The organism is Oscillibacter sp. PC13 (assembly GCF_900115635.1).
Lineage (GTDB): Bacteria > Bacillota > Clostridia > Oscillospirales > Oscillospiraceae > Oscillibacter.
Genome location: NZ_FOXE01000013.1, coordinates 1 through 25,555, shown reverse-complemented (window position 1 = coordinate 25,555; position 25,555 = coordinate 1). Strand labels below are relative to the sequence as shown.

The following is a 25,555-nucleotide window of genomic DNA, read 5'->3' as shown; positions in this document are numbered from 1 at the left end:
GAACTTGCGGAACGGCTCTCCATACCATAGGGTGGAGAACGGTTTACCAGGAGGTGCGACATGGGAATTTTGATTGCCTCTGATATTCACGGCAGCGCCCTGTACTGCGGCAGGATGCTGGAGCGGATGGAGGCAGAACGGGCGGAACAGCTGGTTTTGCTGGGGGACATTCTCTATCACGGCCCGCGAAACGACCTGCCGGAGGGCTATGCGCCCAAGGAGGTCATTGCGATGCTGAACCGAATAAAGGACCACATCCTCTGCGTGCGGGGAAACTGTGACGCGGAGGTGGATCAAATGGTGCTGGACTTCCCCATCACGGCGGAGTACCGCGTGGAGAATCTCTGCGGCAGACGTCTGTTTTTCACCCACGGCCACCATTATAACCTTCAAAAACAACCAGGGGCCGACTTGCTGCGCGGCGCGGAATATGTGATTTACGGGCACACACATGTGCCGCTGAAGGAGCGGGCAGGGAATGTCTGGTACCTGAATCCGGGCTCTGTCTCCCTTCCAAAGGATGGCAGCAGCCACAGCTGCATCCTGATGACGGAGCACGAAATCCGATGGATGGATCTGGATGGAGAAACGCTGGACGCGCTTGGCCCGTACTGAGAATAAAGGGAATTGCAAAACCGTCGGGGAGCACATTGTGCTCCCCGACGGTTTTTACGATGCGGCAGCCGGATTATTTTTTGAAAAGGAGTATGCAAGTTTTAGCGCCTGCCGGATATCCTGATGGTAACGGCGGACGATTCGGCATTTTACGGCCGCCGATTGCTTATGCAGCCGGGGAGAGTTTCTCTTTGGCTGAGGCAGGAGGATTCTATGGGAAAATTGCGGAATTTGGGACGGGAGCTACTGCTGTTTCTCATCGGCGGAATGGGGTATTTTTGCCTGGAACTGATTTGGCGGGGCTGGAGTCATCCGGCAATGGTTTTGGTGGGAGGCCTGTGCTTTCTCGGTGTGGGCCGCATTAACGAGGTTCTGAACTGGAACATACCGCTGGTGTGGCAGGCGCTTCTGGGGGCAGCTATCATCACCGCCATTGAGTTTATCAGCGGATGCATCCTGAACTTATGGCTGAAGCTTGGAATCTGGGATTACAGCTACATGCCGGGCAATCTCCTGGGACAGATTTGCCCGCTGTATATGGCGTTGTGGTATCTGCTGGCCTTTCCGGTGATTGTGGCCGATGACTATATGCGCTGGAGAATCTGCGGGGAGGAGATCCCGCACTATAAGCTTATTTAACAGATGGAAAGCTGGGGCCCGGAGGCCCGTCCGGATGCCGGGGCGGTTATCCAATTAAAAGAATATGCAGAAAACAAACAGGAGCAGGAACAGTAGAGAGAAGTTGAGGAGACTGAAAACCGCAAGGTATCTGCCACGGTTCGGTGCCGGTGCAGCACTGTACAGGCGGTAGGAGATCAAGCTGGCCAAAGAGGCCACGGGCGTTCCCAGTCCGCCGATATTGACACCCAGCAGCAGCCCGCGCACCTCGGAGGTGAAGGGGGCCAAAAGAACGGCGGCCGGCACATTGGAAATCACTTGGCTGGTCAGCGCACTGACCAGCAGTTCATGCCCGGACAGCGTGCTGGAGAGAAATCCGCTGACAGCCGGGACGGCGGAGAGGTTGCCGACAAAGATGAAAAAGCAGACAAAGGTAGCAAGGAGCAGCCAGTCCACCTGCCTCAGAAGGCCCCGGTCTGTCGCAAGCAGGACCGCTGCTACGGCAGCAAGGCACAGCCAGGAGGAAACCCCATGAAAAACCGTCAGGAGACACAGCAGGAAAAGCCACCCGTATTTGACGGCGCCGCGCCGCTTCAGCGGGCGTGCCTGCGGCATCGAGACTGCGGCTGACACCAGGTGGCCTGGCATCAGCCGGCACAAAAGGAAGACTGCCGCCATGGAACAAGCCGTCAAGGGAAGCGTGATCTGAAAAAATCTTCCGACGGAGAGCCCATAGTGATGATATAAGAACAAGTTTTGCGGATTTCCGACGGGAGTAGCCAGGCTGCCCAGATTGGCTGCCACGGTTTCCAAAATTACAGTCCAAGTGCGCCGCGGTTCCGCCTGCGGAGGAAGCAGAGAAAGCGTCAGCGGAACAAAGGTCAAAAGAGCCACATCGTTGGTCAGCAGCATGGCGGAAAAAAAGCACAGAAACACCAAGGCGGCGGTAAGCTGGCCGGCGGTGTGTATACGCTGCAAAAGCAAGCGGGAAAGACTGTCCAGGACACCCGTGCTGCCCAATCCGGCAACAACCGCCATCAGGCAGAACAACTGGCTTAAAACTGCCATGTCCACGTATTCAAAATAGGATGGAGAGGGGGGAATCAGCAGCATGGAAGCCACCGCTGCCAGTGCCGCTGACACAAATACGGCCTCCCGCCTGCAAAACAACAAAAACTTTTTCAACACATATCACCGCCGGATATTGTACGCCCTTTTCTGTATCTGCGCAAGGAAAATTCCAATCCGGCTGAAGAATGCGGCACTCAGGCAAGACAAAAAAACCAGGAGGGCAATATCAGCCCTCCTGGTTTTCCGGCGGCAAACGCTGACCGGATTCCTGAACAAATTGACAAATTTTACGGAAGGTTTCCTCACTTAAATCGTGCTCTACCTTACATGCGTCCTCTGAAGCAATTTGTGGGGAAACACCAAGCAGAACAAAGAGCTTCGAGATGGTCTTATGGCGGCCGTAAACCCGCTGGGCAATGGCAAGGCCACTTTCATTCAAGGTAATGCTGCCATCGGCATCCATGGAGATGTAGCCGTTTTCCCGCAGCTTTTTCATTGCAATGCTGACGCTTGGCTTCGAATAGCCCAACTCATTGACAATATCGATGGATCGTACCTGGCCGCGCCGTTCCTGCAGAACCAGAATCGATTCCAGATAATCTTCTGCAGATTCGTGGATTACCATGGATGATCACCTCTTTTCCATACACAAAAGGATCATTTCTATGTTAACAATAAACCAGCGAGATTGCAAGGGCATTTTATGAAAGCTGCCAGAAGCATAGAAAACCTTAAAAAGTAAAAACGATTTTGGAGATATTTGAAACAGCCGGAGGTGAAAAGAAAAAATGAAAAAAATAAAAAATGATGTTGACAATTGAAAGATGCTTTGCTATACTAGCAAATGTTCCGAGTTCAAGACATCGGACAAGACAATATGGGGGTATAGCTCAGCTGGGAGAGCGCTTGAATGGCATTCAAGAGGTCAGCGGTTCGATCCCGCTTATCTCCACCAGAAAAACTCGTTTTGGAAACAAAACGAGTTTTTTGTTATATATGGCGCGGGAACTGCTGCTGCACGGAATGGACGCTAACTTGTAGAGGAATGTTTCCGCAGAACACAGAAAACTGAGGAATGGAATGAAAAGATACTTGACAGCGATTCTGCTGTGCTGCCTGCTGCTGACTGGCTGCGGCGGGGATGAGGTACAGCGGCTGGACTCCGCCGATATAGAAGATACCGTTACATTTACAGATGATTTGGGACGGACGGTGTGTGTGGCCAGGCCACAGCGCGTGGCGGCCATGATAGGGAGCTTTGCGGACATCTGGTGTCTGGCGGGAGGTCACAAAACGCTGGCCGCCGCCGCCAACGACGCCTGGACAAGCTTTGCTCTGGATCTTGGAGAAGAGGTTGTCAATTTAGGGGCAATTAAGGAGCCGAATGTAGAGCGCCTGTTTGAATCGGATCCGGATTTGATTCTGGCCAGCAGCAACACTGCGGCAGATGTGGAGCTGCTGGATACCTTTGAGCAGGCCGGGATTCCTGTCGCTTACTTCAAGGTTGCCAGCTTTTCGGAGTATCTGAACATGCTGGAGATCTGCACCAGGCTCACAGGACAGACAGAGCGATTCATGCAATACGGCCGGGCAGTTGAGGAGCAGGTGGAAGCAGCCAGAGCACAGGCAGACGGCTCCTGCCCCCGCGTGCTGTATGTGCGGGCCACTGGTTCCAGCTGCAAGGTGAAAAACAGCAGGGACAGCGTGCTGGGAGAGATGCTGTCGGATCTGGAATGCGTCAATATTGCGGACAGCGAAAACAGCCTTTTGGAGGAACTGAGCCTGGAGACAATCCTCATGCAGGACCCGGATTACATATTCATGGTCCTTCAGGGAGCGGATTCTACAGCCGCGGAACAGGTTTTGCAGCAGACACTTCTGTCCAACCCGGCCTGGCAGACCCTGACGGCTGTCAAGGAGGGGCGCTGCTATATGATGGACGACCACCTATATAATCTGAAACCAAATGCACGATGGGGCGAGGCGTATGAAAAGCTGGCGAACATTCTCTATCCGGACAGCGGGGCGTAGGAGGGCGGTGCTGCCCGTCCTGCTGGTACTGACCTGTCTGGCGGCGTTCTTGAGCATCTCTCTTGGCGCGGTATCCGTGCCGCCGGGGGATCTGTGGAGGGCGCTGACAGGACAGCTTCAAAACACCCCAACGGCACATATCATCCACTATGCCAGGCTGCCGCGCACCTGCGGATGCCTGCTGGCCGGCGCAGCCCTGGCGGTTTCCGGCGTCATTATCCAAAATGTGCTCTCCAACCCGCTGGCAGCGCCCAATATCATCGGCGTCAACTCCGGGGCGGGGCTGATGGTGGCACTGAGCTGTGCCATAGCGCCGACAGCGGCGGCCTATGTGCCGGTGATGGCGTTTTTGGGAGCGCTGGCAGGGGTGCTGCTGGTGCTGCTGATTGCGGAGCGTACAGGAGCGTCCCGTTTTACGCTGGTGCTGGCGGGAGTAGCGGTTTCCAGTATTTTCAGCGCTGGAATTGATGCGGTGGTCACCTTTGTCCCAGAGGCGCTGAACGGGTACTCGGACTTTCGCATCGGTGGCCTTTCCGGACTGACGATGGCAAGACTTTTGCCTGCAGCATGGGTGATTCTCCCTGCGTTGACGGCAGCCCTTTCCATGGCGGATGAGATGGATTTGCTTCTTCTGGGGCGGGATACAGCGCAGAGCCTCGGGCTGTCTGCGAAGAGGTCCCGTCTGGTGCTGCTGACAATTTCCGCCGCACTGGCGGGGGCGGCGGTCAGCTTTTCCGGACTGCTGGGCTTTGTGGGGCTGATTGTGCCCCATATAATGCGGCGGCTGGTGGGGGAGGAGAGCCGTCTGCTGACGGCGGCCTCTGCGCTGGGCGGCGCGGTGCTGCTGACGCTGTGCGACCTTGCCGCCCGCATCCTGTTTCTCCCGTATGAGCTGCCGGTCGGCATTGTGCTTGCGCTGGCAGGCGGCCCCTTTTTTATCTGGCTTCTTCTGTGGCAGAGAGGAGGGCGGATCCTATGATAGAACTGAAGGATCTGCAGGTGGGTTATCCGGGCCGTCTGGTGCTGGAACATGTCAGCCTGACTTTCCGGCCGGGGCAGGTCACGGTGCTGGTTGGCCCAAACGGCAGTGGGAAGAGCACGCTGATCCGAACAGTGCTGGCGCTGCAGCCAAAGCTGGGCGGAGACATCCTGATAGACGGCGCTCCGGTGGAGCAGCTGTCTCCCCGCGCTCTGGCGCAGAAGGCGGCTTATCTGGCCCAGTCCCGCAATGTTCCAAACATCACCGCCTTCCGGATGGTTCTCCACGGGCGGTTTCCGTATTTGCCCTACCCAAGGCGGTACCGCCCGGAGGATCGCCTCCTGGCTGCCCAGGCAATGGAGCAGGCGGATGCGGCGGATTTGGCGGATCGGCCTATGACGGAGCTTTCCGGCGGACAGCGCCAGAAGGTGTATCTGGCAATGGCTCTTGCCCAGGACACTGCGGCGATCTTTCTGGATGAGCCGACAACATATCTGGATGTGGCCCACCAGCTGGCGGTGATGGAAATGGCGCACCGCCTGGCAAAACAGGGAAAGGCGGTCGCACTGGCGCTGCATGATCTCTGCCTGGCCATGGGGACGGCGGATTGTCTGGCGGTTCTGTCGGACGGCATGCTGTGTGCCGCGGACACGCCAGAGGAGATCTATCGCAGCGGTATATTGAACCGGGTCTTTGGAATCACATTGTGCCGGGTAAAGACGGAAAAGGGCTGGCGCTATTATTACGAATAAGGATACAAAACACAGAGGCCGGTCAGACACCGGCCTCTGCTGTTTGTGCGTGTGCTTCTAAAATGGTTTTTATGATGCCGGCGGTAGAAATTTCCGCCGCCACCAGAGGAGAACATCCGGCCTGCCGGAGTGCCTGCGCGGTTACGGGGCCAATGCACACGCAGACGGCCCGTCCCGGGAGACTGCCGTATTGCTGAAGAAACCGCTCCACGCTGCCGGCACTGGAAAAAACCAGATAATCCAGATGAGAGACGGTCTCTGCCCAGGTTTCAGCGGCACCGGGGTCCGACCGAAGGCAGTAGGCAGACAGTTCCCGCACATGGAGTCCCGCAGCCGTCAGCTTCCGGGGAAGCTCCGGAGAGCCATGGGCGGAGCGGAAGAGAAAGATCTCCTCATCCGGATCGGCCGCAGCCAGAAGCGCATCGGCAAGGGCGTGGCTGGTATGGACGGCGGGGCAGATCTCCGGATAGATTCCACGGCGCGTCAGCGCCTCACCGGTGGCCTCGCCGATGACGGCAAAACGGCAGCGAAGGCGCCGCAGATCCACTTGCTGTCTGGCAAGGGAACGGAAAAACAGGTCTACGCCGTTGACGCTGGTAAAAACGACCCAGTGGGAGAGCTCTGTACACAGGGAAAGCAGGTCAAGCTCCACCGGCAGCTCCTGCGGCAGGGCGCGTTCCACCCAGGCTACCCGGGCGCCCAAATCGGCCAGGGAGCGGGAGAGCTTGCCGACAACGGCCTGGGTACCCGTTACACCAATGCGGACGCCCTCCAGAGGACGGCAAATCCGGGAGGAGAGGTCAAGGGCTGCCACCTGTCCCACGACAATGACCGCGGGAGGACAGAGGCCAGCGGCGCATTCCGCAAGATTGGACAGGACGCTTCGGATCGTGGCGGGATGGGAGGCGTTTCCACCGGAGATAACGGCAGCCGGAGTATCCGGGGGACACCCGGCCTCCATCAGCTGGCTGCAGATTTGCCGCAGATGCCGCAGGCCCATCAAAAAGACCAGTGTGCCCTTTGAGCGGGCCAGCCAGGCAACCTGAGCGGGAAGTGCGTCGGGATCGTCGGCGATATGGCCGGTGATGATATGGAGGCTGCGGCTGACGTTCCGATGGGTGACGGGAATCCCGGCCGCCGCCGGGATGGCGATGGCAGCGGAGATACCGGGAACCTCGGCATAGGGAACACCGGCTTTCTGAAGCGCCAGAATTTCTTCCCCACCCCGGCCGAACACAAAGGGATCGCCGCCCTTCAGGCGGACCACCCGACTGCCGGCCTGGGCCAATGCTACCAGCTTGGAGGAGATATCCGCCTGTGCGGCAGAGTGTTTTCCGCACCGCTTTCCCATATAAATCCGTTCTGCAGCGGTGGGAGCCAGATCCAACAGCGCCGGATCAATCAAATCGTCATATACCACCGCGTCGCAGTTTTGCAGCAGGCGCATTCCCCGCAGCGTGATCAAGTCGGCTTCTCCGCAGCCGGCCCCGACCAGATAGACACAGCCATTTTTCATGGGCGCACCTCCCCATCCAATATACAGAACAGCTCCTGCTTATCCAGCGGCCTCCCGGCGGCAAGACAAGCCGAAAACAGCCGGGCGGAGAGGGCTGCCCGCTGAGATGCCTGCGGACAGCGCGCCTTCAACAACGGACGCTGCGATTCCAGCCAGAATAAAATGTCTTCCATCCGCCGGGGCAGCAGGGCATCGATTTCCTCTTTCAGCCAGACTGCGGCCGCGGGGCTGCTTCCGCTGGTGGAAATGCCGACGGACAGGGGGCCTTTCTGAACCAGGGCCGGAAAGAGAAAGGTGCAGGCATTCTTGTCATCCACTACGTTGACGGGAATCCGCCTGGAGCGGCACAGGTTGGAAACCATATGATTGAGCGAAACCTGATCCGTTGCGGCGATGACAAAGAGCGCAGTGTCCAAATCCTGGGCCTGAAACGGGCGCTGCACCAGCGTCAGATTGGGAATAGCCAGCAGCTCAGGCGTGAACTGCGGAGAGACAACGGTGAGAGAAGGACCATATGGCAGCAGCTTCTGGACCTTGCGCAGCGCAACGGCGCCGCCGCCTACCACCAGGCCCGGCTGGCCGGAGAGCTCCATGAAAAATGGAAAGTATCCCATCAGACCACCTCCTAAATGAAAATGGGATGAAAAAGAGATGCGGGGCGGATTCAAAAAACCAGCCGCCTTTAAAAGGCGGCTGGTTAAAAACAGGGAAAACGGACCGGTTTTATGCCAGATAAGGAGCGGCCAGCCGGTCCACACCATCCGGAACCGCCGCCTTCCACGCGGAGAAATCCATTCCGCTGGCGGCGACTTCGCGGCCAAGAGCTATCAAAAAGCCGGGAATATCCCGTTCCAGCAGAACACCCACCTTGCGGCCCATGGCCTCCTGACCCTGGCGGCTTTCGCCGTTGACAAACAGGGCAAAGGCCGCCTGAGGCACACCGTCCACCTGCCTGGACGCGCCGCGGAAGCCGAGAACTCCGGTTTGATGGGTTCCGCAGGAGGAGGGGCAGCCGGAGATGTGGATTTGAGGCAGCGCACCGTCCGGCAGATCCGCCTGGCGGACAGCGGCGATGCACGCGGCCAGAAGCCCCTGAGAGTCCCGGGTGCCAACCTGGCAGGTCACGCCGCCGATGCAGCTGACGGAGGTTTCAAACAGGCTGTGCGCACCGTCTTCCGTCACTGCCAGTATGCGGCGGGCCTCTTCGCCGGTGAGATTCACGATGTAAGCTGTCTCATCCGGAGAAAGACGCAATTCTGCCTCCGGAATTTCCGCCAGTATATCGCTGAGCGTACAAAAGACCTTTGGATCAGGCTGCCCGCCCAGGGGATGCCACACAACCGTATAGAGCCCAGACTGCTTCTGGGGGAGAATGCGGGGACCGTCCGCGGTTGATCCATCCCCATTTTTTTCAACTGTGCGGGGGGAGAGATGCAAATCCAAATCTTCGCCGCTTTTGAAAACCTCTTCCAGCTTTTCGGCATATGCCTTGGCATAGGCCTCCGGCCCGCCCAGTGCCTCCTGCATGTAGCGGGTGCGGGCCTTGCCGCGGTTTTCATAGTTGCCATAGGTACGGAAGGTCAGCCACATGGCCTTGATATAATACAGGATCTTCTCGGGCGGAACTGCCTCCGCGACCTTCACGCCGAAACGGGGATTGTTGCCAAGGCCGCCGGCGCTGTACACATCAAACAGTCCGTCCGGCCGGGCCGCAAAGCCGAGGTCTCGGTAAGTGGCGTGGGGCACATTGTCGGGAGAGTTGGAAAAGCCGACCTTCAGCTTGCGGGGCATTTTTTCCGCTTTGATGAAGGTCATCAAATAGTCGCCGGCGGCTTCCGCCCAAGGGGAGACATCGAAGTACTCGTTCTGTTCCACGCCGGAGAGGGGAGAACACATTACATTGCGGGGAAAGTCACCGCCGCCGCCCATGGTGACAATGCCGTGATCCAGCGCCTGCTCCATAATGGCGCACAGGGGCTCCAACTGCAAATCATGGAGCTGAATGGTCTGGCAGGTGGTGAAATGCATCCGCGGCACCGAATAACTCCGGATGGCACGGGCAACAAATGCCATCTTTTCCTTTGTCACACGGCCTGCCGTCATCCGGAGGCGCAGCATACTGGCCTTTCCGCCCCGCTGGGCATAACTGCCGTACAGACCAGAAAAGCCCTTGTAGGCGGCCTTGTCCACAGTTCCTGCGTAGAAAGCCGCCGCTTTTTCGCGGAAAGCGGGCAGGTCGTCTTTCCAAGATTGAGGATGGATTGTCGTCATAAAATGATTCCAGCTTTCGTCTGATTGTTATCCGGCACTGCCTGTAGCCATGAAGGAATCGGCCGGTGAAGTTGAACGTATTATACCATGCCAAAGGCGGTGTTTACAAGCCTGTACGAAAAAAGAACGGGGAGGGGCGTAAACCTGCTAGGACGGACCAAGGCGGTTCTCAACTTAACCAATCAAGCGCGGATATGCCTGCCGTGGACCGTGATCTGCAGATGGGAGCGGATGGCGGTATCATACCGGGGAAAGCCGCTGCAGTCCGGCGTGACAAATGTGAAAAGCTGTGGTATAATTTTTCGCAAATTGCAAAACACAAGGAGAATCCTATGGAAAACTACTTTGAGACAACGCTGACGGCGGATCAGATCCGCACCATCAGCTCGATTGGCTTGGCCCATCTCGGTGACGCTGTATTTGAGCTTCTGGTACGCACGTGGCTGTGCGCTCACGGAAAGGCCACCGGGAAGGGACTGCACCAGGCTACCATCCGGCTGGTGTGTGCAGAGTCTCAGTCTGAGAAGGCGCAGCGGATTCTGCCGCTTTTGACAGAGGAGGAACTGGCGGTGTTCAAGCGGGGCCGCAATGCCCAGGTCCACTCTGTTCCCGGCCATGCCAGCCGGGCCCAGTATGGAGAGGCAACCGCCCTGGAGGCGCTGCTGGGCTGGCTGTATTTGCAGGGCCGGCGGGAACGCATCAATCAATTGTTTTGCATGATGATGGAGGAATAATGAGATGCCATTGGATGCCGTCTGTTTACAGGCAATCGTGGAGGAGCTGCGCCCCCAGGTATTGGGGCTTCGTATTGACAAAGTGCAGCAGCCTGCAAAGGATCAGGTGATTTTGCTGCTGCGGGGGAAACGGCTGCTGCTGAATGCCGGCGCCAACGCACCCCGCATTCAGTTGACAGAACAGCTTCGGGATAACCCGGCAGAGCCGCCGATGTTCTGCATGCTGTTGCGAAAGCATCTGACCGGCGCAAAGATTGCAGCCCTTCAGCAGCCTTTGCTGGAGCGGATGGTGCGGCTAGAGCTGGAGATCACAGACGACTTCGGCCGTCCGGGAAAGCGTACATTGGTGCTGGAGGCCATGGGGCGGCGCTCCAACTTGATTCTGCTGGATGGAGAGGACAGGGTCATCGACTGCTTACGCCGGGTGGATGCGGAGATGTCGGCGCAGCGCCAGATTCTGCCGGGGCTTTATTACGATCCGCCCGCCCCCACCGGACGGCTGCCAGTGACGGAGGAGACGGAGGAGGGGTTCCGCGCCGCGCTGAAGACGGCAAATCCAGAGCGGCAGCTGGATGCGTTCTTATTGGACACTTATTTTGGCATATCCCCGTTGACGGCACGGGAACTGGCATTCCGATCGGCAGGGGAGACGGATCGCAGAATTTTTGAACTGGATACCGCGGCAGAAAACGCACTCTGGCGGGAATTGGGACAGTATATAACAATTATAAAGGAAAATAACTTTACACCATTCTGCTTGCGGCGGGACGGGAAGCCGGCGGAGTTTTCCTGCCTTCCCATTGCCCAGTACGGCGCCGCCATGGAGCAGGTGGAGTACGAAAGCTTTTCCAAGCTGCTGGATGATTTTTATGAGGCGCGGGAGCAGCAGGAGAGGGTGCGTCAGCGAGGAGCGGATCTGGTGAAAACAGCGGCCGGCAGCCGGGACCGGCTGCGCAGAAAGCTGGCTTTGCAGGAAAAGGACTACGCCGAGACGCAAAACCGGGATCAGCTGCGGATTTGCGGCGATTTGATTACCTCAAACCTCTATCGCATGGAGCGTGGACAGAGCAAGCTGACCTGCGAAAATTTTTATGAGGCGGACTGCCCATCCGTCACGATTGCTTTGGATCCGCTGCTGACACCCCAGCAAAACGCGGCAAAATATTATAAAAGATACACCAAGGCCAAAACGGCGGAGCGTTATCTCAAAGAGCAGATGGAGATTGCCCGGCGGGATCTCACCTATTTTGAGAGTGTGCTGGAAGAGATTGCGGAGGCAGAGACAGAGCAGGATTTCATCGATATTCGCAACGAACTGAAGGACGCCGGGTTCCTGCGGAGGCAGGGAAAAGGGAAAAAGGAGCTGAAGCGCACGGCCAGACCACGGGAGTTTTGTACTTCCACCGGCTTTCGGGTGCTGGTGGGACGGAACAACCGCCAGAATGACAAGCTGACCCTGAAGGATGCCGATCACCGGGATCTCTGGTTCCATACCCAGAAAATCCATGGTTCCCATGTGATTCTCTGCACGGAGGGGCGGACGGTAGACGACGACACGCTGGTGGAGGCGGCCCAAATTGCCGCCTATTACTCCCAAGCCCGGGAGAGCGGTAATGTCCCTGTGGATTACACCCAAGTAAAATATGTAAAAAAACCGGCAGGCGCGCGGCCTGGTATGGTGATTTACCCCACCTATCAAACAGTCAATGTCACCCCGGATGCGGCACTTGTAAAGAAACTTCAAAAAAAATAATTACACGGATCACAGAAGGGCGGGGTGCCGAAACGGCGCCCCGCCCTTCTGGCTTTTGTATGATTAGGCTGTGTGAGGTGCGTGTCCGGTTTCCTCATTGGTGCGGAACAGCAGCGTGATGCACCACAGGCCGGCCAAACCCACCAGAGCATAAATAACCCGGGACAGCACGGCCATCTGGCCGCCGCAGAGAAAGGCCACCGTATCAAAGCCAAAAAGGCCGATACCGCCCCAGTTCAGGGCACCGACGATGGCCAGGATCAGTGCAATCTTGTCAATTACCATGTTCAAACCTCCTATCATGCCGTCAGGCAGGGATTTGGCATTAGTCTGTCCGGTTTTCAAAAAACCATACAGAGAAAAGCAGAAATGATCCGTTTCCCCAAAAAATGTAATTTCAATTGAAAAAAAGTGTGGTGGTATGTATAATAAAAATATTGGACGGAGAATACCCCTGTCCGGTGCTTTTTGCGTTGAAAAGTGCGGAATGTTTTGGTATTATAGCCGTATGAAAAAAGTGGAAACCGCACAAAAATTCCAATGGTAAGGGGAATATGTATGAATATTGTATGTTTGGATATGGAGGGTGTTCTGGTGCCCGAAATCTGGATCGCGTTTGCTGAGGCCAGCGGAATTCCAGAGCTGAAGCGGACAACGCGGGACGAGCCGGATTACGATAAGCTGATGAAGTGGCGCCTTGGCATTTTGAAAGAGCACGGCCTCGGCCTGCGGGAGATTCAGGAGACCATTGCAAAAATCGATCCGCTGCCTGGTGCGAAGGCATTTTTAGACGAGCTCCGTTCCCTCACGCAGGTGATTATTCTCAGCGATACCTTTGAGGAATTTGCCAAGCCCCTGATGCGAAAGCTTGGCTGGCCTACCATCTTCTGCAATTCCCTGGAGGTTGCAGAGAGCGGTGAGATCACCGGCTTTCAGATGCGCTGCCCACAGTCCAAGCTGACCACCGTAAAGGCGCTGCAGTCCATTGGATATGAAACCATCGCCAGCGGCGACAGCTATAATGATCTGGGCATGATCCAGGCCAGCAAGGCCGGCTTCCTTTTTAAGAGCACGGAGAAGATTAAGGCAGATCACCCAGAGCTGCCCGCCTATGAGGAGTTTGACGACCTGTTGGCCGCCATCAAGGCTGCCCTGTAAAAGAGGTGCTGGAAGGGAACTGCTATGTTATATGAAAATGACATGGGTATGTTTGCGGCTTTTTTCAATGAGATATTCGGAAAACCCATTCTGGTGATCTGGATTGTACCTCCATTGATTCTGCTTGCGGCAGTTCTCATATATATTATTGCGAAAACGATCCGGGAATTGAAAAAATGGAAATAAGGAAAGGATGACGCCGTATGAACCCCAAATTTGAAAAGCTCGGTTTTTATCCCGCTGATATCCTGCTGCCCAAGGACGCAGACATGACCCGCTGGGCCGTGGTGGCCTGTGATCAGTTTACCTCTCAGCCGGAGTACTGGGAGGCAGTGGAGCAGACGGTTGGAGAGGCTCCCTCCACGCTGCGGCTGATTCTGCCAGAGGCCAAGCTAAACGATCCGGAGGTTGATGCCCACATTGCGGAAATCAACGCCTCCATGAAGGCTTATCTGGACAGCGGCTTTTTCCGGATGCTTCCGGATTCCCTGCTGTATATTGAGCGGACCCAGTCTGACGGGCTTGTCCGCCACGGACTCATCGGCATGGTGGATCTGGACCAGTATGATTTTACACCCGGCAGCGGCGCACTGATTCGGGCCACGGAAGGCACAGTCCTCTCCCGCATCCCGCCCCGGGTAAAGGTCCGCCAGGATGCGCCCATTGAGCTGCCTCACGTGATGCTGCTGATTGATGACCCCGAGCGGACAGTGATTGAACCCATGACTGCCCAGAGCGGCCGGATGGAGAAGGTCTATGACTTTGACCTGCAGCAGGGCGGCGGTCATCTGACCGGCTGGAAGCTGACGGACGGGCAGGTGGACGCCGCGGCGGATGCGCTGACTGCCCTGTGCAGCGAGGCGGAGATGGAGAAGAAGTACGGCGTTAAGGGCGCGGCACCGCTGCTGTTTGCCGTGGGTGACGGAAACCACTCCCTGGCCACTGCCAAGCAGTGCTATGAAAATCTGAAGAAGGTCACGCCGGAGAGCGAGTGGGCCAGTCTCCCCGCCCGGTACGCTCTGGTGGAGGTAGTGAACAACCACGACAGCGCTCTCCAGTTCGAACCGATTCACCGGGTTGTCTTCGGTGTGGAGCCGGAGAAGATGCTGGAGGCATTCAAGGCCTTCTATCCCGGCGCCTACGAAGGACAGGGCAACGGTCACACCATTGCCTATACCTACGCCGGGCACCAGGGTTTCCTGACGGTGCCGCAGCCCAAGGTGCAGCTGGCGGTGGGAACGCTGCAGGCCTTTATTGACGCCTACCTCAAGGAAAACGGCGGCGAGGTGGACTACATCCACGGCGACGAGGTGACGGATGAGTTGGGCGGAAAGCCGGGCAACATCGGCTTCAAGCTGCCCGCCATGGGCAAGGAACAATTGTTCAAGACTGTGATTGCAGACGGTGTCCTGCCTAGAAAGACCTTCTCCATGGGCCATGCCCAGGATAAGCGCTACTATGTAGAGGCACGAAAAATCAAATAAGACAGTCGTACAGACCCCTGCGTCGAAAAATTTTTTGACGCAGGGGCTTTTCTTTTTGTTCAGAAGGTGTTAAAATTTAACCAAAGGAGGATGGCGAAACTGTGCGGCGCTTGGCAATTATCACCAAGCTTGGAGAAAGGAGCAAATGATGTTTGGAGGATTGCAGAGTGTTTTTGGCGGGAATCCAGTCTTGATTGCGCTGCTGCTCCTGCCGGTTGTGTTCCAATTATCAGTCAGTGTGGTTTATATCATCATGGAAGCCATCCAAAGGAAACGGGGCATTTTTTAGAATGTCCGCTGCAGGAGGCCCCGGGATTTTCCCGGAGCCTCCTGCTTTTCCTTCGATCAAAACTATGGTATAGTGTTTCCTGACAGAATGGGAGGCGATGGCAAATGCATGTTACGGCAGAGAAGGCTCCGGCCAAACTGAATCTGGCGCTGGATATTCTCCGAAAACGGCCGGACGGCTATCACGACCTGCGGATGGTGATGCAGAGCGTCTCTCTCTGCGACACGGTGACTGTTTGGGAGTCGGATGCAGGATTTATGATGGAGGCGGATGGAATTTTGCTTCCGAAGGGAAAAAAGACGATGGAGGAGCAGGCAGCAGAGGCCTTTTTTGCAGAAATCAGCTGCCCCATGCCCGGATTGCGGCTCCATTTGGAGAAACGGATTCCCGCCTATGCTGGGATGGGAGGGGGCAGCGCCGATGTGGCGGCATTGCTGCGGGCGCTGCGGAGGCGGTATGCGCCGGAACTATCTGACGCGGCGTTGGAGAAAATCGGCCTGACGGTAGGCAGCGATGTGCCCTTCTGCATACGTGGCGGAACGGCCATGGCGGAGGGGCGGGGAGAGAGTCTGACAGCTTTGCCGCCGCTGCCGGATTGCCGGATTTTGATTTGCAAGCCAGAATTTGACCTGCCCACGCCGGACCTGTTCAGGCGGGTGCGGGTGGAGACGCTGAAAAACCATCCGGATCTGGATGCCATGGCCTCTGCACTGGAAAAGGGAGCGCTTTCCGCCATTGCCGGAGAACTTGGCAACGTGTTTGAAGAAGTGCTGGCGCCAGAGGAGCGGCAGGAGATTCAATTGATTAAGGATGTGATGCTGCACGGTGGTGCACTGAACGCCGCCATGACCGGATCGGGTCCCACGGTGTTTGGAATTTTTGAGGAGGCTACTTCCGCCAAGCAAGCAGAAGATGTGCTGAAAGGTCGGTATATGCAGGTGTTTCAGGCCAGGCCTTTGAAAAAAATTTGTGAAGGAAACGAATAAAAATGAAAATTTCCGTCCATGATTCCAGAAAAGGCCTTTGCGGCCTACATAGGAAAAAGGACGGAAATGACGATGAAAACTGCAGCAAGGCCATCCAAGGCTTGGAGAACAATTGAAATCATTTTACTGACGGGAGCAGCGGTATTTTTGCTGATCGGCACCATGTCGCTTCGGAGCCAGGCGGAGCTGGCGGACAAGGTGGTGCGGCTCCATGTGCTGGCCAATTCGGATTCCGAGGAGGATCAGGCGCTGAAGCTGCAGGTCCGGGATGTGGTATTGGCAAGAGCAACCGAGATTTTAGAGCAGTCTGCCGACCGGAAGGAAGCAGAGGCACGCCTGCGGGGGCAGCTGCTGGAGCTGGAGCGTATTGCTGCGGAAGAGATTTCGGCTGCCGGATATGACTACTCCGTAACTGCCCAGTTAGCGGACACGGCCTTTCCAACCAAGGAGTACGATGGTTTTACCCTGCCGGCAGGGGACTATCTGGCACTGCGGATTGTCATCGGTAAGGGAGAAGGGCAGAACTGGTGGTGTGTGGTGTTTCCGCCGCTGTGCACTGCGGCGGCGGAGGACGTGCCCACAGCGGCCCTGGCCGCCGGCTTCTCAGAGAATGAGGTGGGACTTATCACCGAGGAGAACGAGGGTTATGTGCTGAAATTCAAAACCATGGAGCTGTGGGGCCAGTTGAAGGAGAGGTTTGAGTGATTGCGGTGGGGCATCGAACATGAAATTGGAGAACACCCTTCTGGCCGTGCGTGATCTGCAGGGATCCCTGGAGTTTTACCGGAACATTTTGGGTCTGGAGGCCATCAATGTCTATGGTGCCAGCGCAGTGCTGAGCGGAGGACTGTCTCTTCAGACGCTGGAGGCTTGGGCGGAATGCTTGGAAAAGCGGCCGGAGGAGATTGCATTTGACGGGAATGCTGATGAGCTCTGTTTTGTGGCAGAGGACTTTGACGCCTTTTTGAAGATTTTGAAAAGCCACCCCGAGGTGGAGCTGGTGCGGCCGCCGATGGAACACCGTTGGGGTCAGCAGGTGGTACGGTTATATGATCCGGACCGACACATCGTGGAGGTAGGAGAGCCGCTCCCGGCGGTGGCAAAGCGTTTCCGTGACGCAGGGCTTACGGAAGAGGGCGTTGCCAAGCGGATGGAGGTGCCGTTGGAGTCGGTACGCCGCTGGCTGAAATAAAATCAAGGTGCCGCCGGGCATTGCCCGGCGGCACCTTTTTTGCATTTAGGTATTTTTAGAGGCAATTGCGTAAACGATGCAGCCTGTGGAGGCTGCCGCAGCGGACAAAATGCAGCCTGCAAGGTCGAGAAAGCACCCGAGAAAGCCGCAGAGCAGAACGATCAAAGCAGACAAAACAGCTTGCTTCATGTTCTCACCTCCTTTTCAGATAGGCCTCGATGTCGAAGTCCAGCAGCCTGGTGTCCCCCTTCAGATAGAGGGGATGGTGGGGCTGGCCGGATTTCAGCAGGGGGCCGGCGGTATACCACCGGGCCCCTGCCGCAGCACCGTCGGCGGCAAAGTCCCGCATGCAGTCCATCAGGTAATCCCGCTTCAAAATAATGTTGCCCCAGGCAGCCCAGACAGATGGAGAATTGGAAAGAGACAGCAGATAACGGAAGGCCTGCCGGTTTTCAGCGTGAAGGGCGGCATTGCAGGATGGCTCCATATCGTCGGGCCGGGTGGCCCGCTGCGCATAGACATTAAACATCAAAAAGCTGTCATATCCATTGGAGCGCGCAATCCGCTCCACGGATTGAAGGGTGGGATCCAGGTCATCCGGTGCGGCGGTGGAGGGATTGATACCTACACAGATTAAAGGCCGCTCTCCTCTGGTGCCCAGAATGTACCGGTACTCAGAATAACGGTTGGGGACATACAGCCAGCGGCTGACGTCATAGTCGGGCGCGGGCTGCAGCGCAGCCTCCAGCGCGGGTTGGAACAATTCCAGCTGCAGGGTTTCGGTTGTTCCCTGGGGGATATGCATGGCGGGAGCCTCCTGTTTTGACATTTTTCTCAGAATAACACACCGGGCGGAAAAAGACAACGGGGCTATGAACAAGGCGAAAATTGTGGTATCATATCAAAAAAACGGTGCAAGGAGGTCCGCCATGCTGACCATTTTAATCGGCCGGGCCAAGACTGGAAAATCGGATTACGTACTCCGCCGGATTGCAGATCTGGGGGACACAGGCAGGCAGATTCTGTTGGTGCCGGAGCACGCTTCCCACCAGGCAGAGGTCGATCTCTGCCGCGTCTGCGGCCCCACGGCCAGCCGTCATGCGGAGGTGCTGAGCTTCCGGCGTCTCAGTGACCGGGTGCTGTCGATTACCGGCGGGATTTCTCAGGTAACGCTGGATGCCGGAGGAAAGCTGCTGACGCTGCAGAAAGCGTTGATGGAGGTGGCGCCGAAGCTGCGGGTTTACCGCAGGCCCTCTCAAAAGGCGGCCTTTCTGCAGCAGATGCTGGATCTGTTTGACGAACTGCGCAGCTATGAGGTAACGCCGGAGAAGCTCTATACCCAGGCCGAGGAAATCCAGGGGGCCACCCGGGAGAAGCTGCTGGATCTGAGCTTGCTGTACGGTGCCTATGAGGCCCGGCTCTGCCGGCCAGGCTTTGACCGGCGGGACCGGATGAGCAAGCTGTGCGATTATCTGGAGGAGTCCGGTTACGCTGTCGGAAAGGATTTCTTTATTGATGGTTTCACCTATTTCAATGCCCAAGAGCGGCGGGCGCTGGAAATTATACTGCGGCAGGCGGCGTCCGTCACAGTGACACTTCTGGGAGAGAAAGACAGTCACGAGGAGATGTTTGAAGCTTCTCTGAAAACAAGGGATCAGCTGGTGCGTCTGGCACAGCAGGCTGGCTGCAGCTGTGAGTGCGTCTATTTGACAGTGCAGGAGCGCAGCGCCCTTGGCCATTTGGAGCAGTACTTTTTTGGGGAGAATCTTTCCTATGAGGGAGATGCCGCGCCCATCCATATCCGGGAGACGGATACCGCCTTTTCCGAGGTGGAACAGACTGCGGCAGATATCCGCCGCCTGGTGGCTGCGGGAAAATGCCGCTATCGGGACATTACGGTGGGAACCTGCCGCATGGGAGACTATGAAAGTCTGATTGAAGTGATTTTCGAGCGGTATGGCATCCCGGTTTATTTAAGCCGCCGCAGCGACATGCTGGAAAAGCCGGTGTGGAGTCTGCTGATAGGCGTGCTGTCATCAATTGAGAACGGATTTGAATACGAGGATATGTTCCGCTGGCTGAAAACAGGTTTGGCGGGCTTGCGTCCAGAAGAGTGCGATGTGCTGGAGAACTATGTTCTGAAATGGGAAATTCATGGTCAGATGTGGCTGAGGGAGACGGATTGGACGGATCACCCCGAGGGATACGGTGCACGTTGGAACGATCGGCAGCAGGCACGGCTGGAGGAAATCAACCTGTTGCGCCGCCGGGTGCAAAAACCGCTTCTGCAGCTGTTTCGTGGCCTGAAGGATGGAAAGACAGCGCTTGATAAAGTGCATGTACTTTACAGCTTTATGGAAGATCTGAAGCTACAGGCAACACTTGAACAGCAGATGCAGGCCCAGGCGGAGAACGGGCAGCTTCAGGAGGCGGAGGAGACGGCGCAGCTGTGGGAAATTCTCTGCGGCATACTAGACCAGTTTGCAGAGATTCTGGGCGATGAACCGATAGAACTGGATGAATTTTTCAGACTGCTGCAGCAGGTGGCGGCCCAATACAGCGTGGGAACAATCCCAGTGTCATTGGATCAGGTCAGCGTTTCGGAAATTACCCGGAATGACCGCCACACCACAAGCTATCTGTTTTTGCTGGGCACCAATGACCATGTGCTGCCAAATGCCGGACAGAGAGGCGGCATTTTGAACGAGGAAGACCGGGACGAACTGGCACAGCGGGGAATCACTCTGGCACCCACCGGTATGGAACAAATGGGGATTGAGCTGCAGAATCTCTATGCGGCCCTGGCACAACCCACGGCCGGTTTAACTGTCAGCTATCCGACGGCAGATGTCTCCGGCACAGAACTGCGTCCTGCCTTTGTGATCGGCCGGATGCAGGCCCTGTTTCCTTCGCTTCGGCTTGAAAGAGATACATCTGAAAAGGAGTATCGCCTATCAGCAGTTGTACCCGCTCTGGAGACGGCTGGTGAAGCACCGGATGGAAGCCTCTGGCGGTATTTTAAGGAGAGAGACTGCTTCCGGGAACGGCTTACGGCCATGGAACGGGCCGCTGGGCTGAAGCGGGGGGCGCTGTCCCCGGCGGCGGTACAGGCCCTGTACGGAAGTCACATCCGGATGACCGCCTCCCGGCTGGAGCGGCTGCGATCCTGCCACTTTGCCTACTTTATGGAATACGGACTGAAGGCGCGGCCCCGGGAGGCCGCCGCCTTTGATGCGCCGCAGATTGGTACCTTCCTCCACTTTTTGCTGGAACATGTGACAAAGGAGGTGCTGGGCAGGGGTGGCTTTGCCCAAGTGGAAGTGGAAGAACTCCACGCCTTGGTGCGGCGCTATATTGACCAGTATGTGGAGCAGGAACTTCACAACTTTCAGAACCGGAATGCCCGGTTCCGCTATCTCTTTGCCCGGCTGCGGAACACTGCCTATGCAGTGGTGGATCAGATTGCACAGGAGATGCGCCATTCGGATTTCATTCCGCTGGAGTTTGAGCTGAGCTTTGGTGACAACGGCCAGTTACCGGCAGTAGTGATTGCAGAGCCAGACGGTGAGATGCGGGTAGGCGGCAAGGTCGACCGGGTGGATGGCTGGGTAAAAGACAACAAGCTGTACCTCCGGGTTGTGGACTACAAATCCGGCCGGAAGGCCTTTGACTTGGCCGCGGTGCGGATGGGCCTGGACATCCAGATGCTTCTGTACCTGTTTGCACTGCAGAAGGAAGGAAAGCAGCGGTTTGGCATGGAAATTGAACCGGCGGGTGTCCTGTATCTGCCGGCCCGGGATGAGATTTTGGCGGCAGAGCGAAACATTTCGCCGGAAAGGCTGCAGATTCAGCGGGAAAAAGAGCTGCGCCGCACGGGGCTGCTGCTGTCCGAACCGGAGGTTTTGCAGGCCATGGAGCATGAAGCCCTGGAGACCCCGCGCTTTCTGCCGCTGCGGGTGAGCCGGGACGGCAATGTGGCGGGGAGTCTGGCTTCAGCTGCCCAGCTGGGCAGGCTGGGGCAGTATGTGGAAAAGCTGCTGCACCAGATTACCCGCGAGGTGCGGGATGGAAACATCGACGCAGATCCCTGCTGCCACAGCGAGGATGACAGCTTCTGCAAATTCTGCGACTGGTCTGGTGCCTGCCATTTCCAGGACGGCCGGGACAGAGACCATCTCAACTACATCCTGCCGGTGAAGGCGGAGGTCTTTTGGCAGATGCTGGAGGAAGAGGAGAAGGGAGGGAAAACCTGACATGGCAAAGCTTGTTTTGACAGCCGCCCAGCAGGCGGCGGTGGAGAATCGGGGCGGAGCGCTGCTGGTTTCTGCCGCCGCAGGATCCGGTAAGACAAAAGTGTTGGTGGAGCGCCTTTTCCGGTATGTGACAGAGGAGCGCTGCAACATCGACGACTTCCTAATCATCACCTATACCAAAGCGGCCGCGGCAGAGCTGCGGAGCAAGATCGCTGCGGAACTGAGTAAGCGTTTGGCAGAGAATCCAGGGGATCTGCTGCTCAAACGGCAGCTGCTGCGGGTATATCAGGCGGATATCAAGACGGTGGACGCCTTCTGTACCGGCCTTTTGCGTGAGAACACCCATCTGCTGGCCATGGAGGGGGAGCGTCATGCCCTGACACCGGATTTCCGAGTGCTGGACGGCAACGAGGCGCAGCTGCTGCGGCAGCGGGTTCTGAATCGGGTGCTGAATGAATTCTACGAGACACTAGATGACGGCAGAGCCCAGCTGGCGGATACGCTTGGCGCGGGACGGGATGACAGAGCCTTGGCAGATCTGGTCCTGGAGCTGTATGAAAAGCTCCAGAGCCACGCGGATCCTGCCGGATGGCTGGCGGAAAACCGGATAGCATGGACGGAGTTGGACGGTGCCTTTGATGATACGCCCTATACCAGAGAGCTTTTGGCGGTGATTCGGCGGAAGACGGGGCACTGTGCAGATCTGCTGCGATCCGCTGCCCAGCGGACAGAGGGGGACGAGGCCCTCTCCCGGGGCTATGGGGAGAAATTTTTGAGTGCGGCTGCTTCCTTTGACGCGCTGGCTTTGGCGAATGATTGGGAAGCCGCGCGGCATGCCGCGGAAGAAGTGGTGTTTCCGCGCCTTGCCACCCCAAAGGGACGAAAGGATGACCCGGATGTAGCCACGCTCAAACAGGTCTGGGAAAACTGCAAGGAGGCGGCAAAAAAGCTGGATGGCCTTTTGAACGTCAGTGGGGATGAGGCAATGGAGGATCTCCGGGCGGTGGCACCCGCCATGACGGCGCTGCTGGCACTGACGGAGCGATTCTCCGAGGACTATCAGAGGGAGAAGCTGAGGCTGAACAGCCTGGACTTTTCCGATCAGGAGCATTTGGCCCTGCGGCTGCTGGTGGACGGGGACGGCAGACAGACCAGTCTGGGAGAACAGGTGGCGGCCAGGTACCGGGAAATTCTGGTAGATGAGTACCAGGACACCAACGAGGTGCAGAATGCCATTTTTCAGGCGGTCTCCAAGAGAGGCCAGAATCTGTTCACTGTGGGCGATGTGAAGCAGAGCATCTATCGTTTCCGATTGGCAGATCCGACCATTTTCCTTGGAAAGTACAACCGGTACCGGTTCTATACGGAGGCAGAGGAGGGAGAGCCGCGGAAGATTCTCCTGTCCCAGAACTTCCGATCCAGGCGGGAGATTCTGGATAGCGCCAACTTTATTTTTGAGAATATTCTCTCTGAAGATATGGGCGAGATGACCTATGGCGAGGATGAGGCGCTGCATTTCGGCGCCGCCTACTACCCGGAGCGCCAGGACTGCGACACGGAGTTCCACCTGATTTCCGTCTGGCAGAAGTCGGCGGAAAATGACCGCCCGGTGAAGAAGCTCACAGCAGAGGCCCGGTTTGTGGCAGCCCGTATCCGGCAGCTTTTGGATGAGCCGTATCCCGTCACAGGGGAGGATGGCATCCTGCGTCCCTGCCGCCCGGAGGACATCGTGATTTTGCTGCGCTCCCCGGGCAACCGGACGGCGGCCTTTGCGGAGGCTCTGGCCGAACAGGAGATCCCCTGTTCCTTCCAGGAGAGCGGAGATTTTTTCCACACCATGGAGATCTCTGTAATGCTCTCGCTGCTGGAGATTCTTGACAATCCACGGCAGGATGTGCCGCTGATTGCTGTTTTGAGCTCACCCCTCTTTGGCTTTACGCCAGATCGCCTGGCATTGATTCGTGGAAAAGAGCCGGATGGAGATTTTTACGATGCGGTGGCTGCCGATGAAGGAGCGGAGTGTACGGCGTTTTTGGAGATGCTGGAAGGTCTGCGGGCTTCCGCACGGAACATGAGCGTTTATCGGCTGATTTGGCATCTCTACAACCGGCTGAATGTGCTGGGGGTATTCGGCGCCATGGACAATGGCGCCGAGCGGAGAGAGAACCTGATTGCCCTGAGCCAGCATGCAGAGAAATTTGAAGCCAACGGCTACAAGGGGCTGTTCGCCTTTGTGACCCAGCTGCGGCGGCTGTTGGAACAGGATCAGGCACCGGCCACCCGCGGCGCAGCAGCCGCGGCAGGTGTGCGTCTTATGAGCATTCACAAATCCAAGGGGTTGGAATTCCCCATTGTAATTCTGGCGGATCTGGATCATGCCTTTTCCCGGCAGGACTTTGATACACCCGTCCTGGTGCATCCATCGATGGGGCTTGGGCCAAAGCGTGTGGATTTGAACAGGAAAATCAAGTATCCCACACTGGCCCGGCTGGCACTGGAGGAGAAGCTCCGGCGGGAGAACCTTTCTGAAGAACAGAGAATTCTTTATGTGGCGGTGACCCGGCCCAAGGAAAAGCTGATTCTGGTAGACGCCCTGTACCATGCCCCGGGGCATTTGCAAAAGCTGGCATCCGAGGCATCCTGCCCGGTGCGGCCGGAGACCGTAGCGGCTGGGAAGAGCTTGGGAGATTGGATTCTGCTTCCACTGCTGTGCCGCCCGGAGGCAGCTCCCCTGCGGGCATTGGCAGGATTGACAGTGGATGCCCTTTATACCGGAGACACCATGCCCTGGAAGATAGTCTGCCATGACGGCGATACTTTCCGGGAGCGCCCTGTCCGACGGTTTCTGCCAGAGGCGGAAAAGGCGGGAGACACGGCGGCATTTGATGCAAGTCTCCTGGAATTCAAGTATCCCTACGAACGGGAAACCTATCTGCCGGCAAAGGTGACGGCCACTCAGCTGAAGGGAAGGAATCTGGATGAGGAAATTGCGGAACGAGCGGCTCACACGCCCTACATCCGGCCGCTGACCCGCCCGAAGTTTTTCCAGGAACGCCAGGGTCTGACCGCAGCGGAGCGCGGGACCGCCACGCATCTGGTTCTGCAGTATCTGGACTTTAGGGATTTTGATGTAGCGGATCAGGTGGATCGGCTGCGGCTGCGCCAGCTGCTGACAGAGGAACAGGCGGCAGCTGTAGATTGCCGGGCGCTGGAGCACTTTCTAACATCACCTCTGGCGGAGGACATCCGAAACGGAAAGAATGTCCTGCGGGAATACCGTTTTACGCTGCTGATGGATGCCAGGGAGTATGACCCTGCCGCTACAGGAGGCGACAGTATCCTGCTGCAGGGTGTGGTGGATTGCTGCTTTGAAACAGAGGCCGGAATCACTGTGGTGGACTTTAAAACCGACTATGTGCGGACAGCGGCAGAGACCGCCCGGCGGGCAGAGCATTACCGCTCCCAATTGGAGGCATATAGCCGGGCACTGGAGCAGGTATTGGAAAAGCGAGTCGTCCGGCGGGTCCTGTATTTTCTGACACCCGGGCAGGCGGCAGAGATTTGAAGAGAGCGTGTTCCCCCTGGACGCATGGCCTCCTCTTGCGGTGACTGCAAAAAATACCCTTTTAAAGAGCTGCAATAAGCGGTCTTAATGCGGACGGCTAAATGGAAACTTGCGGGGGAGCAATGGATATGAAGATACGGCTGCTGAATGAGAACGATGATTTATACGCAGTCAGCAGAATATACAAACAAAGCTGGAATTCATAATGTACGAGTAAGGTCTATCCGGCCTTACTCGTTTCCTTTAAGATGGAGGCATCGGTCTGACGAAATCTGGAATTGGGACACC

The 25,555-nt window shown here is 57.0% G+C and carries 22 protein-coding genes and 1 tRNA gene; 15 read left to right on the top strand and 8 right to left on the bottom strand.

Features of this window, described 5'->3' with window-relative positions; all coding sequences use genetic code 11:
* The first annotated feature begins 60 nt into the window (after positions 1 to 60).
* Together yfcE and BMZ81_RS08995 are read left to right on the top strand one after the other, a co-directional pair.
* A complete protein-coding gene (gene yfcE / locus BMZ81_RS09000; RefSeq protein WP_091131137.1) occupies positions 61 to 615 on the top strand; it encodes a phosphodiesterase in 555 nt (184 codons plus the stop codon).
* A 213-nt stretch (positions 616 to 828) separates the two neighbouring features.
* Positions 829 to 1,254, top strand: a complete 426-nt coding sequence (locus BMZ81_RS08995) for a putative ABC transporter permease (protein ID WP_091131135.1) — start codon at positions 829 to 831, stop codon at positions 1,252 to 1,254.
* Positions 1,255 to 1,308: 54 nt separating this feature from the next.
* Here BMZ81_RS08995 and BMZ81_RS08990 read toward each other — a convergent pair whose 3' ends face one another.
* Both BMZ81_RS08990 and BMZ81_RS08985 read right to left on the bottom strand, forming a co-directional pair.
* Complete coding sequence (locus BMZ81_RS08990) at positions 1,309 to 2,376, bottom strand: SLC13 family permease (protein WP_207645620.1); 1,068 nt, start codon at positions 2,374 to 2,376, stop codon at positions 1,309 to 1,311.
* A 154-nt stretch (positions 2,377 to 2,530) separates the two neighbouring features.
* A complete protein-coding gene (locus BMZ81_RS08985; protein WP_091131132.1) occupies positions 2,531 to 2,929 on the bottom strand; it encodes a metal-dependent transcriptional regulator in 399 nt (132 codons plus the stop codon).
* Positions 2,930 to 3,183: 254 nt separating this feature from the next.
* Here BMZ81_RS08985 and BMZ81_RS08980 point away from each other — a divergent pair.
* The 4 genes from BMZ81_RS08980 (at position 3,184) to BMZ81_RS08965 (ending at position 6,066) form a co-directional block, all read left to right on the top strand.
* Positions 3,184 to 3,259 (top strand) — tRNA-Ala (locus tag BMZ81_RS08980).
* A 125-nt stretch (positions 3,260 to 3,384) separates the two neighbouring features.
* Positions 3,385 to 4,335, top strand: a complete 951-nt coding sequence (locus BMZ81_RS08975; RefSeq protein ID WP_091131129.1) for an ABC transporter substrate-binding protein — start codon at positions 3,385 to 3,387, stop codon at positions 4,333 to 4,335.
* On the top strand, positions 4,292 to 5,314 hold the full coding sequence (locus tag BMZ81_RS08970; RefSeq protein WP_091131126.1) for a FecCD family ABC transporter permease: 1,023 nt from the start codon (positions 4,292 to 4,294) through the stop codon (positions 5,312 to 5,314). The genes BMZ81_RS08975 and BMZ81_RS08970 overlap by 44 nt, the downstream gene beginning before the upstream one ends.
* Positions 5,311 to 6,066: an ABC transporter ATP-binding protein gene (locus BMZ81_RS08965; RefSeq protein WP_091131124.1), complete on the top strand. Its 756-nt coding sequence runs from the start codon at positions 5,311 to 5,313 to the stop codon at positions 6,064 to 6,066. Before BMZ81_RS08970 ends, BMZ81_RS08965 begins: the two co-directional genes overlap by 4 nt.
* Positions 6,067 to 6,088: 22 nt before the next feature.
* On the opposite strand, the gene cobA is transcribed toward BMZ81_RS08965, so the two are convergent.
* The 3 genes from cobA to BMZ81_RS08950 form a co-directional block, all read right to left on the bottom strand.
* The gene (gene cobA / locus BMZ81_RS08960) at positions 6,089 to 7,582 is read right to left on the bottom strand and encodes a uroporphyrinogen-III C-methyltransferase (RefSeq protein ID WP_091131122.1); all 1,494 of its coding nucleotides are present in this window, start codon (positions 7,580 to 7,582) and stop codon (positions 6,089 to 6,091) included.
* Positions 7,579 to 8,196 carry a precorrin-2 dehydrogenase/sirohydrochlorin ferrochelatase family protein gene (locus BMZ81_RS08955; protein ID WP_177187267.1) on the bottom strand — a complete coding sequence of 206 codons (618 nt, stop codon included), beginning with the start codon at positions 8,194 to 8,196 and terminating at the stop codon, positions 7,579 to 7,581. The genes cobA and BMZ81_RS08955 overlap by 4 nt, the downstream gene beginning before the upstream one ends.
* A gap of 109 nt (positions 8,197 to 8,305) precedes the next feature.
* On the bottom strand, positions 8,306 to 9,853 hold the full coding sequence (locus tag BMZ81_RS08950; RefSeq protein ID WP_091131118.1) for a nitrite/sulfite reductase: 1,548 nt from the start codon (positions 9,851 to 9,853) through the stop codon (positions 8,306 to 8,308).
* Between the two features lie 332 nt (positions 9,854 to 10,185).
* On the opposite strand from BMZ81_RS08950, the gene BMZ81_RS08945 reads away from it, so the two are divergent.
* A complete protein-coding gene (locus BMZ81_RS08945; protein ID WP_091131267.1) occupies positions 10,186 to 10,587 on the top strand; it encodes a Mini-ribonuclease 3 in 402 nt (133 codons plus the stop codon).
* A 4-nt stretch (positions 10,588 to 10,591) separates the two neighbouring features.
* Positions 10,592 to 12,340, top strand: a complete 1,749-nt coding sequence (locus BMZ81_RS08940) for an Rqc2 family fibronectin-binding protein (protein WP_091131115.1) — start codon at positions 10,592 to 10,594, stop codon at positions 12,338 to 12,340.
* 63 nt (positions 12,341 to 12,403) lie between these two features.
* On the opposite strand, the gene BMZ81_RS08935 is transcribed toward BMZ81_RS08940, so the two are convergent.
* The gene (locus BMZ81_RS08935) at positions 12,404 to 12,625 is read right to left on the bottom strand and encodes a DUF378 domain-containing protein (protein ID WP_091131112.1); all 222 of its coding nucleotides are present in this window, start codon (positions 12,623 to 12,625) and stop codon (positions 12,404 to 12,406) included.
* A gap of 273 nt (positions 12,626 to 12,898) precedes the next feature.
* On the opposite strand from BMZ81_RS08935, the gene thrH reads away from it, so the two are divergent.
* From thrH to BMZ81_RS08910, 5 genes are all read left to right on the top strand, one after another.
* Positions 12,899 to 13,498, top strand: a complete 600-nt coding sequence (gene thrH / locus BMZ81_RS08930; RefSeq protein WP_091131111.1) for a bifunctional phosphoserine phosphatase/homoserine phosphotransferase ThrH — start codon at positions 12,899 to 12,901, stop codon at positions 13,496 to 13,498.
* Positions 13,499 to 13,701: 203 nt separating this feature from the next.
* Positions 13,702 to 14,982, top strand: a complete 1,281-nt coding sequence (locus BMZ81_RS08925; protein WP_091131108.1) for a DUF1015 domain-containing protein — start codon at positions 13,702 to 13,704, stop codon at positions 14,980 to 14,982.
* Positions 14,983 to 15,375: 393 nt separating this feature from the next.
* Positions 15,376 to 16,257, top strand: coding sequence for a 4-(cytidine 5'-diphospho)-2-C-methyl-D-erythritol kinase (gene ispE / locus BMZ81_RS08920; RefSeq protein ID WP_091131107.1), 882 nt, complete (start codon positions 15,376 to 15,378; stop codon positions 16,255 to 16,257).
* Between the two features lie 72 nt (positions 16,258 to 16,329).
* Complete coding sequence (gene spoIIR, locus BMZ81_RS08915) at positions 16,330 to 16,962, top strand: stage II sporulation protein R (protein ID WP_091131264.1); 633 nt, start codon at positions 16,330 to 16,332, stop codon at positions 16,960 to 16,962.
* A gap of 19 nt (positions 16,963 to 16,981) precedes the next feature.
* Positions 16,982 to 17,449 (top strand): VOC family protein, encoded by a 468-nt coding sequence (locus BMZ81_RS08910; RefSeq protein WP_091131104.1) that lies wholly within the window; start codon positions 16,982 to 16,984, stop codon positions 17,447 to 17,449.
* Between the two features lie 45 nt (positions 17,450 to 17,494).
* On the opposite strand, the gene BMZ81_RS14070 is transcribed toward BMZ81_RS08910, so the two are convergent.
* The gene (locus BMZ81_RS14070) at positions 17,495 to 17,638 is read right to left on the bottom strand and encodes a hypothetical protein (RefSeq protein WP_177187266.1); all 144 of its coding nucleotides are present in this window, start codon (positions 17,636 to 17,638) and stop codon (positions 17,495 to 17,497) included.
* Positions 17,639 to 17,642: 4 nt separating this feature from the next.
* On the bottom strand, positions 17,643 to 18,254 hold the full coding sequence (locus BMZ81_RS08905; protein ID WP_091131103.1) for a DUF1643 domain-containing protein: 612 nt from the start codon (positions 18,252 to 18,254) through the stop codon (positions 17,643 to 17,645).
* 124 nt (positions 18,255 to 18,378) lie between these two features.
* Here BMZ81_RS08905 and BMZ81_RS08900 point away from each other — a divergent pair, with 124 nt between their 5' ends.
* Entirely contained in the window at positions 18,379 to 21,702 is a 3,324-nt protein-coding gene (locus BMZ81_RS08900) for a PD-(D/E)XK nuclease family protein (protein ID WP_091131263.1), read from the top strand.
* A gap of 1 nt (position 21,703) precedes the next feature.
* The gene (addA, locus tag BMZ81_RS08895) at positions 21,704 to 25,267 is read left to right on the top strand and encodes a helicase-exonuclease AddAB subunit AddA (protein ID WP_091131100.1); all 3,564 of its coding nucleotides are present in this window, start codon (positions 21,704 to 21,706) and stop codon (positions 25,265 to 25,267) included.
* Positions 25,268 to 25,555: the final 288 nt, after the last annotated feature.

Bases quoted from the DNA above. Each gene is read 5' to 3' on its own strand.
- BMZ81_RS08905 (WP_091131103.1), bottom strand. From the start codon at position 18,254: ATGCATATCCCCCAGGGAACAACCGAAACCCTGCAGCTGGAATTGTTC.
- BMZ81_RS08935 (WP_091131112.1), bottom strand. From the start codon at position 12,625: ATGGTAATTGACAAGATTGCACTGATCCTGGCCATCGTCGGTGCCCTG.
- BMZ81_RS08995 (WP_091131135.1), top strand. From the start codon at position 829: ATGGGAAAATTGCGGAATTTGGGACGGGAGCTACTGCTGTTTCTCATC.
- BMZ81_RS08975 (WP_091131129.1), top strand. From the start codon at position 3,385: ATGAAAAGATACTTGACAGCGATTCTGCTGTGCTGCCTGCTGCTGACT.
- BMZ81_RS08900 (WP_091131263.1), top strand. From the start codon at position 18,379: ATGCTGACCATTTTAATCGGCCGGGCCAAGACTGGAAAATCGGATTAC.
- thrH (WP_091131111.1), top strand. From the start codon at position 12,899: ATGAATATTGTATGTTTGGATATGGAGGGTGTTCTGGTGCCCGAAATC.
- BMZ81_RS08955 (WP_177187267.1), bottom strand. From the start codon at position 8,196: ATGGGATACTTTCCATTTTTCATGGAGCTCTCCGGCCAGCCGGGCCTG.
- BMZ81_RS08950 (WP_091131118.1), bottom strand. From the start codon at position 9,853: ATGACGACAATCCATCCTCAATCTTGGAAAGACGACCTGCCCGCTTTC.
- yfcE (WP_091131137.1), top strand. From the start codon at position 61: ATGGGAATTTTGATTGCCTCTGATATTCACGGCAGCGCCCTGTACTGC.
- BMZ81_RS08925 (WP_091131108.1), top strand. From the start codon at position 13,702: ATGAACCCCAAATTTGAAAAGCTCGGTTTTTATCCCGCTGATATCCTG.
- cobA (WP_091131122.1), bottom strand. From the start codon at position 7,582: ATGAAAAATGGCTGTGTCTATCTGGTCGGGGCCGGCTGCGGAGAAGCC.
- spoIIR (WP_091131264.1), top strand. From the start codon at position 16,330: ATGAAAACTGCAGCAAGGCCATCCAAGGCTTGGAGAACAATTGAAATC.
- BMZ81_RS14070 (WP_177187266.1), bottom strand. From the start codon at position 17,638: ATGAAGCAAGCTGTTTTGTCTGCTTTGATCGTTCTGCTCTGCGGCTTT.
- BMZ81_RS08910 (WP_091131104.1), top strand. From the start codon at position 16,982: ATGAAATTGGAGAACACCCTTCTGGCCGTGCGTGATCTGCAGGGATCC.
- BMZ81_RS08985 (WP_091131132.1), bottom strand. From the start codon at position 2,929: ATGGTAATCCACGAATCTGCAGAAGATTATCTGGAATCGATTCTGGTT.
- BMZ81_RS08970 (WP_091131126.1), top strand. From the start codon at position 4,292: ATGAAAAGCTGGCGAACATTCTCTATCCGGACAGCGGGGCGTAGGAGG.
- BMZ81_RS08965 (WP_091131124.1), top strand. From the start codon at position 5,311: ATGATAGAACTGAAGGATCTGCAGGTGGGTTATCCGGGCCGTCTGGTG.
- ispE (WP_091131107.1), top strand. From the start codon at position 15,376: ATGCATGTTACGGCAGAGAAGGCTCCGGCCAAACTGAATCTGGCGCTG.
- BMZ81_RS08945 (WP_091131267.1), top strand. From the start codon at position 10,186: ATGGAAAACTACTTTGAGACAACGCTGACGGCGGATCAGATCCGCACC.
- BMZ81_RS08940 (WP_091131115.1), top strand. From the start codon at position 10,592: ATGCCATTGGATGCCGTCTGTTTACAGGCAATCGTGGAGGAGCTGCGC.
- addA (WP_091131100.1), top strand. From the start codon at position 21,704: ATGGCAAAGCTTGTTTTGACAGCCGCCCAGCAGGCGGCGGTGGAGAAT.